The sequence below is a fragment of the Streptomyces sp. NPDC005728 genome, from assembly GCF_040630895.1.
Taxonomy (GTDB): domain Bacteria; phylum Actinomycetota; class Actinomycetes; order Streptomycetales; family Streptomycetaceae; genus Streptomyces.
In genome coordinates this window covers 1-7,142 of record NZ_JBEXYL010000204.1, presented here as the reverse complement: position 1 = coordinate 7,142, position 7,142 = coordinate 1, and the positions used below count along the sequence as shown (strand labels likewise).

Annotated in this window: 4 protein-coding genes; 1 reads left to right on the top strand and 3 read right to left on the bottom strand. The window is 68.6% G+C overall.

Features of this window, described 5'->3' with window-relative positions; translation table 11 throughout:
* Positions 1–50: 50 nt before the first annotated feature.
* Positions 51–2,042, bottom strand: a complete 1,992-nt coding sequence (locus ABZ471_RS47095) for an MFS transporter (RefSeq protein WP_359075311.1) — start codon at positions 2,040–2,042, stop codon at positions 51–53.
* A gap of 2,102 nt (positions 2,043–4,144) precedes the next feature.
* Here ABZ471_RS47095 and ABZ471_RS47090 point away from each other — a divergent pair.
* A complete protein-coding gene (locus tag ABZ471_RS47090; protein ID WP_359075312.1) occupies positions 4,145–4,753 on the top strand; it encodes a DUF4573 domain-containing protein in 609 nt (202 codons plus the stop codon).
* A gap of 644 nt (positions 4,754–5,397) precedes the next feature.
* On the opposite strand, the gene ABZ471_RS47085 is transcribed toward ABZ471_RS47090, so the two are convergent.
* Positions 5,398–6,090: a pentapeptide repeat-containing protein gene (locus ABZ471_RS47085; RefSeq protein ID WP_359075310.1), complete on the bottom strand. Its 693-nt coding sequence runs from the start codon at positions 6,088–6,090 to the stop codon at positions 5,398–5,400.
* 764 nt (positions 6,091–6,854) lie between these two features.
* A partial coding sequence (locus tag ABZ471_RS47080; protein WP_359075309.1) for a transposase occupies positions 6,855–7,142 on the bottom strand: 288 nt, incomplete at its 5' end.

Genomic DNA, 7,142 nt, shown 5'->3' with positions numbered 1-7,142 from the left:
TGATGTTGACGGTCGCTTCGTCGGTGGGCATGCCGAGGAGTTCGTGCAGCTCACGGGCTCTGAACACCTGGCCGGGGTGCTGGTTGAAGGCGTTCGAGTAGGGTCAGCCCGGTCGTGGTGGCGCTGACGCCGTCGTCGCGCTGGAGATGCAGCGCAACGACATAGCGCATCGCGGCGAAGCCGGCCGCCAACGCCAGTACAGACGTATGCGCCCGGAACAACCCCGTCGCCCGCAGTACCTCGACTACCGGACGGCCGCCCGGCCCCCGCACCCACCACCACAACGGCGGAACGGCGGCGGGCACGAGCACCAGCCACCCCGAGCTTCCCGACGCCAAGGTCAGCGCCAGCAGCAGGGCGGTCACCCCGACGCTCACCAGCAGGGCATCCGCCACCGACCCCCGGTCGGGCAGGCGCAGACGGCCGTCCCGCGGCATCTCCCGCCACGCCACCACCAGCGCGAGCAGGCAGAACGGGAGCTTGACCAGGAACACCGCGCGCCAGCCGAAGTGGTCCACCAGCAGTCCGCCCACGGCTGGTCCGGTGACCGCGCCCAGTGGGCCGAGGGTCGCCGGTATGCTCATCGCCCGCCCGCGCGCCTGTGGCCGTACGGATCGGATCGCGAGGAGCGGCATCATGACGAACAGCACGGCGGCGAAGGAGCCCTGGGCGAGGCGGGCGGCGATCAGCCATTGCGCCACGGGCGAAGTGGCCGCCAGCGCGCTGCACGTGCCGAAGCCGGCGGTCGCGAACATGACGGCGGAGCGCACTCCGGCCCCGTCCAGCCATCGCCCGACCGGCAACAGCAAGGCAACCACGGGCACTTGATATCCGAGGACGGCCCATTGGGCGGTCGCGGCGGAGACGTGCAGACCGGCGGCGATGTCCGGCAGGGCCACGTTGACGATGTTCATGTCGAGCATCGCCATGAACGACAGCAGGCCGGCCACGGCGACCAGCAACCAGCGATCCTCAGTGACGGGTACGTCGCCGGGCTTTTCCGGACCGGGGCTGCGGCGTTCCGGACCGGGGCTGCGGCGCGTCGCGCTTGTGCCCTTCACCGGCAGGCGTAGTCGGGTCAGCATGTACAGGGCCGGCGGCAGCAGCAGCGCGGGGTGGAGCAGTGCGTACAGCGGGGCCGTGGTGAGCGCGCACCAGGTGGCCAGGTCGAGGAGGTTCAGCCACCAAAAGGCCCGGGTCAGGTGGCGCAGCCGTGCGACGAGCAGGATCCGTTCATGCAGGGTGGCGGCCCAGTGGCGCGGTGCTCGCAGGGCGCCGGCCATCAGGCGTTGTGCCAGGTCGATGTGGCCGACGGCGGTGAGCTGTATCTCCGAGCGACCCCGGACCAGGCAGTGGTAGGCCAGCCGCCGGTCCTCGCCGAGGGCCACCGGGACGCCCGGCACATGTCTTTCGAGGAGGTCGGGCAGGTGGGCGCGCACCACCGCCCCGCGGTACGCGGCCGGCGCGCCGTGGGAGGCGAGGACCGCGCCGAAGCGGCCGTGCGCGGCGTGTTCGGCGTGGGCCGCAGTGGTGTAGCGCAGGTCGATGAGCCTGGTCAGCAGGTTCCGGTCGCGGACCCGTACCACCCCGGTGACCGCGTGCACCCGGCGGCTGGCGAACGGCCGCAGCAACTCCGCGACGCTCTGCTCGTCCAGCACGGTGCGCGAGTCCACACGCAGGTAGACGTCCGCGTGCGGCCGCCGGCCGAACCCCGCGGCCAGGGCGTGCCGCCGCCCGCGGGGGCCGGGCAGACGGATCAGCTCCAGCGCGATCCCGACGACCGCGAAACGAACCCGCAGCCCGTCGGCGACGGCCTTCGCGAAGGCCGCCGAACCGTTGTCGACCACGACGACCGAGGACGGCCGGTACGTCTGGGCGAGCACGGACCTCAGACAGCGGTGCAACTCCGCCGGGGTCCCGCCGCGGACCGTGACCGCGGCATGGACGCTCAGGCCGGGCGGTCCTGCCCGGACCTCGTGGGGACGCCGACGCCGCGACGGCAGTAACGGCACCAGCAGACGCATGAGCAGCAATGCGCTCAAGACCACGCCGTAAAAACTGGGATGGACGTGCACGAGCGGTTCCTCGAAAGCCATGGCCGCGCGCAGACGGCCCGGTGATCCCCGACCTGCCGCAGCGGACCACGGCTCGCCCGCCGAGGGCCGAGGGTGGATGCAAGGCTAGCCCGCCGGGCGCGTTCTTGTGAATCATATTCATTAATAGTGAACTCTGTTTGGTACATGCTTGGCAGTTGGCGACAGGACCCGGCGGCCGACTACACACGGCCTCTCGACGGCCCGGGCACGCCATTTGCCGACCCGGCGCTCGGTCGCGCTGCTACCTGGACCTGCGTCAGCCGGTCGGCCTGACCGCGACGCCGGCCGAAGCCCTGCCACGGGTCAGCACATTCGGACCCCAGTGCTGGATTCCCGGGCGCCGGGGGTACGGCCGGACAACAACTGGTGGTGGACATCGCGCCAGACGTCTTCGACGGACACGGTCGCACCACTGGGGATGCGGCGATGCTGTCGTGACACACCTGCACGCCGTGCCGCCGCGGTCACATCTCGAAGATGTTGTGGACGACGAGGTCGGCTCCCGCCGCGTCCTCGGGCCTCGGCGGCGAAGCCGCCGCACTCGACAGAGGAGCGACGGACCGCGCCCAGCGGACCGCCTGCTACCGGCCAATACCTTCGTTCGCCGACTTCCACACCCTGGAGCGGATCCGCCGGACCATCGTTACCCCTGCACTGTGCATCGAACGGTGAAACGCGAGGGGTTCACCACCGATCTAGGAGCAGCCACACGATGGGCACATCCACACGCAGACACCAGCACCGGCGCCGACGGGCCCTCTTCACCCTGCCCGTAACACGCCTCGCCGACCGCGCGGCGACCGCGGCTCTTGCCATCGAAGGCAGCCAGCAGGCATCGGGATGCTACCCCGTCACGGATCCCCCGCAGGACTCTGCCGGGGCCGGCCTTCCCGCGGGCGGGTACCCCCTGGAGGTGCGGGAGCGATGAGCCACAAACGCATCGGAAGCAGGAAGAAGAAGGTCGCTCTCGCGACGAGCGCAGTGGTGGCCCTGACGGCTGGAGTACTGCTGCCGACGGCCTTCGCCGCACAGCCCAACTCCACCTTCGCGTCCTGCCCGGCTGACAGCCAGGCCGGCGGCTCCGGATCTGCCGACAGCGGAGGAGGTTCGAACAAGGACCCCGGATCTACCAACGGGGGAGGAGATTCGAACAAGGACCCCGGATCTACCAACGGGGGAGGAGATTCGAGCAAGGACCCCGGATCTACCAACGGGGGAGGGGGTTCGAACGGGGCCTCCGGTACCGGCTCCGGGAATCCCGACATTTCCGATCTCCGCGACAGCCCCAATTTCCAGAACTCAAACTCTGGCCCGACCGACACTTCTGGCCTCCGTACCGGGCCCGATTTGCGGATCACCGGAGACTCCTCCCCGGGCAGTGGCTCGGGCGGTGGCTCAGGCGGCGGGACGCCGTCGAACTCTGGAGGGGACAAGACTCAGAATTCCACCGACCAGGGGCCGAACCAGACGGATATCAAGGACCTCCCCACCAAGCTCGACCCGGAAGCCATTCCCAATTCGAACAACGGGGGCCCGGGCAACCAGGACTCCAACCCGGGTGATCTCCTAGTCAATGCCGGCGACGGAAAAGGCCGCCAGCCCATAAAGTCCAGTGACCTCAAAGACTTTCTCGATGAGAACCCCGATGCCGCCGTTTTGCGCAATGGCAAGGACGGGCCTGAAACTCTGAACCAAAAGCAGATTCAGGAAATTACTGGGGAATCGGACACGGGCCCCACTAACATTTTCGAGCAACAGGACACCGGCACCCAGGGCACCGGCACCCCAGACACGGGCAAAAGCCGCTCCAAGCGCAGCCTCGACAACCAGCCCACGAACGAAGAAGGCACAGACACCCAGGGCATGGGCAACCCGAACACGGACGACGAAGAGGGCACAGACACCCAGGGCACGGGCAACCCGAACACGGACGACGAAGAGGGCACGGACACCCAGGGCACGGGCGAAGAAGACAACGGCGTCCCCATTGACAGCAACGACGACGGCCAGGTCGACGACGCAGACACACTCGCGTCAGTGGCCAGTGGCTGCGACTCGGGCAGTCCGGCGACGCAGCAGGCGGACAGTCCAGCGACGCAGCAGGCGAGCCGTCCAACGACGCAGCAGCCGAGCCGTCCTGGTGCTCAACCGCGAGGCGGACCGTTCCCGCCCGGCTTCGGCCCCGGCGGACCGTTCGGCCCCGGCGGACCCGGCGGACCATTCGGCCCCGGCGGACCGTTCGGCCCCGGCGGCCCCGGCGGCCCCGGCGGACCGTTCGGCCCCGGCGGACCCGGCGGACCCGGCGGACCATTCGGCCCCGGCGGACCCGGCGGACCATTCGGCCCCGGCGGACCCGGCGGACCATTCGGCCCCGGCGGACCCGGCGGACCATTCGGCCCCGGCGGACCCGGCGGACCATTCGGCCCCGGCGGACCGTTCGGCCCCGGCGGCCCCGGCGGACCCGGCGGACCGTTCGGCCCCGGCGGACCCGGCGGACCGTTCGGCCCCGGCGGACCCGGCGGACCGTTCGGCCCCGGCGGACCGTTCGGCCCCGGCGGACCCGGACCATTCGGACCCGGCGGACCGTTCGGCCCCGGCGGACCCGGACCATTCGGACCCGGCGGACCGTTCGGCCCCGGCTTCTGAGCCAGACCTGATGGCTCCGGACCATCCCTGGCAGAGACGCTGGGAATCCCCGGAGTGGGCAGGGGGCCAAGCCCGCCTCTGATGGCGGACCACAAGCTGCCCGGTGGACCTCCCCAGGTGGCGCAGTGCCCTGACAGACACCGCGCCGTTTCGTCCACCGGGCACCACGGGGGGGAAGGGGGTGCCCGGCACGACCCGCCGCCGGGCACCCCCGTTATCACGACCCGGCACCATGCAAGACACGACCGGCATACCGCGACTCGGCCTGGGATGACCGCTGCCGAGATCGCCGGCCCGGGCGGACGGTAACTTCGCCGGCGGGTGCAGGCGGCTTGGCTGCGGGCGGCTTGGTCTGCTGACCGCCGATGCCGACGCCGGATCGGCCGGGGACACCGCCACCGAGGTCACCGAGGCCAGGCCACCGAAGCCACCGATGTTGATGGTGACGATCCCGATGCCGATATCGCCGGCAGATCCACGGCCGCCGGTCCGACCACCAGCGACACAGCCGGCCAGTTCCGCGGCCGCCGGTCTCGACGCCGGCCTGGCAGACCGCACAGACCGCACAGACCGCATGGGGCTGTTCGAGGCAGAGGCCTCCGGCAGCAGAGCCCCGACCGTCAAGACCTCCAAGGCCCCCACCACGCCCGTCTCGTCAGCCACCGCTGGGCTTTTTATTGCAGCTTGGCCACTCCTTTCCGGCGGAAGGCAGCACCGGCTTCCCGTTCTGGTTCAGCACCTTCTGCACAACTACCTCCTTGAGGAGGGGATTCCCCAGGAAGTGGGCAGGCCAGCATGTGTAGGCATCGACAAGTGCCCCCTTCAAGCTGACCAGCCCCGTCACATCAGCTTTCCCGAGGGTGACCCCCTTGAGGTTCGCGCCGGCGAGATCTGCATGTCTGAGAACGGCATGCGAGAGCGAAGAGGACTGGAAGTTGACATTCACCAGAGTGGCATCCGTGAAATTTACGGCGTCCAAATTGGCGTCATTCATGTAAGAGCCCGTCAGGTCCTTTCCGTTGAACTGAGCATCGCGTAGATCCTTTCCACTGAACGTCATGTTCCTTACGGGGTGGCGGCCAGGATCGAACCCGGTCAACCTGGAAGCCGCAGCAAGACTGTCTCGCCACGCAGTCTCTTTCTGGGCATCCTGCGCCGTCCTCTGCAACGAGCTGATCGCGATCGTCACGCCGGCCGCAGCGAGAAGGACCGCTCCGAGCATGCCGTAGGTCTGGCCCCGCAACACATGCCCGTCCTTCTCGTTGCGCGTGCTCATGAAGGCGAAGACCAGCAGCACCAGACCGAGGGCAAGGACAACGACTGCGGCAAAAGCAAGACCATTCAGCATGAAATCTCCATCGGAAAGACGGACAGTGGCAGCCGGCGCCCGTCCAGCAGCGCTGCACGGGCTCCGAATCAATCCCTCCGCCTGACCCTCCTCAGTCAGGCGGTGTCCCGCTGTCGCCCAGTTCGACCATCATCTGCACGATGTCCGGAAGCCGCTGGTGGCCTTTGCTGATCAGCCATGGGGTGAAATCCCCCAATCCCCTCCCACAGCCGGCGCACAGAGACTCTGGCCTGGTTGCCGTACGAGATGCGTATCTCTTTGCTTCCGCTGGACCTGAATGTGCAGCCCATGTGCTCAGCCCCCTCGGGACGACTTACCGGGTAACCTCCTCAGGGAGCGGCCGATCTCTGATCTCTGACAGGCTTTCCCGGTCTGCATGGCCGCGCACCCCCAAAGGGGGCATCTGGGCGAGGTGTGCCATGTCAGGGGACGCACCCGGCCTCGCACCGCAGTTCCGGGAGTCCAGCACAGACGAGACGGACCTGAACGTGGAACAAGCCGTGCGGTGCCCTGGTGAGTGCAGTCTTACCGACCCCCACAGCAACTGATGATCATATGACTGCCGGACGTATTCCTTGCGGACCACGGCCGCGACCACGACACGTACCAGCGGCTGCTACAGCCGCCCGGACACCACCGATCGAGGCCAGCAACACCACTCCGGCCCAGACACTCTCCCCCAGTCGGCCGAAAACACCATCACCCCACAACACGGTTTCCGCCGGGGGTGTGTCAATTTAACGGCTGATCTTGGTTGTTGAGGTTCAGTTGTTGGCTGGGGTGAGCCGGCCTTCGAAGGCGATCTGGAACGCGTTCAGGGGCGCCTTCCAGCGCATGGTCCACCTCTTGCGGCCCTTGCCGGTCGGGTCGAGGCTCATCAGTGCCATGTAGATGCACTTGAGGGCGGCGGTCTCGTTGGGGAAGTGTCCGCGGGCGCGAACAGCTCGGCGGATGCGTGCGTTGACGCTCTCGATCGCGTTCGTGCTGCAGATGACCTTGCGGATCTCGACGTCGAAGGAGAGGAAGGGCACGAACTCGGCCCAGGCGTCCGA

Bases quoted from the DNA above. Each gene is read 5' to 3' on its own strand.
- ABZ471_RS47085 (WP_359075310.1), bottom strand. From the start codon at position 6,090: ATGCTGAATGGTCTTGCTTTTGCCGCAGTCGTTGTCCTTGCCCTCGGT.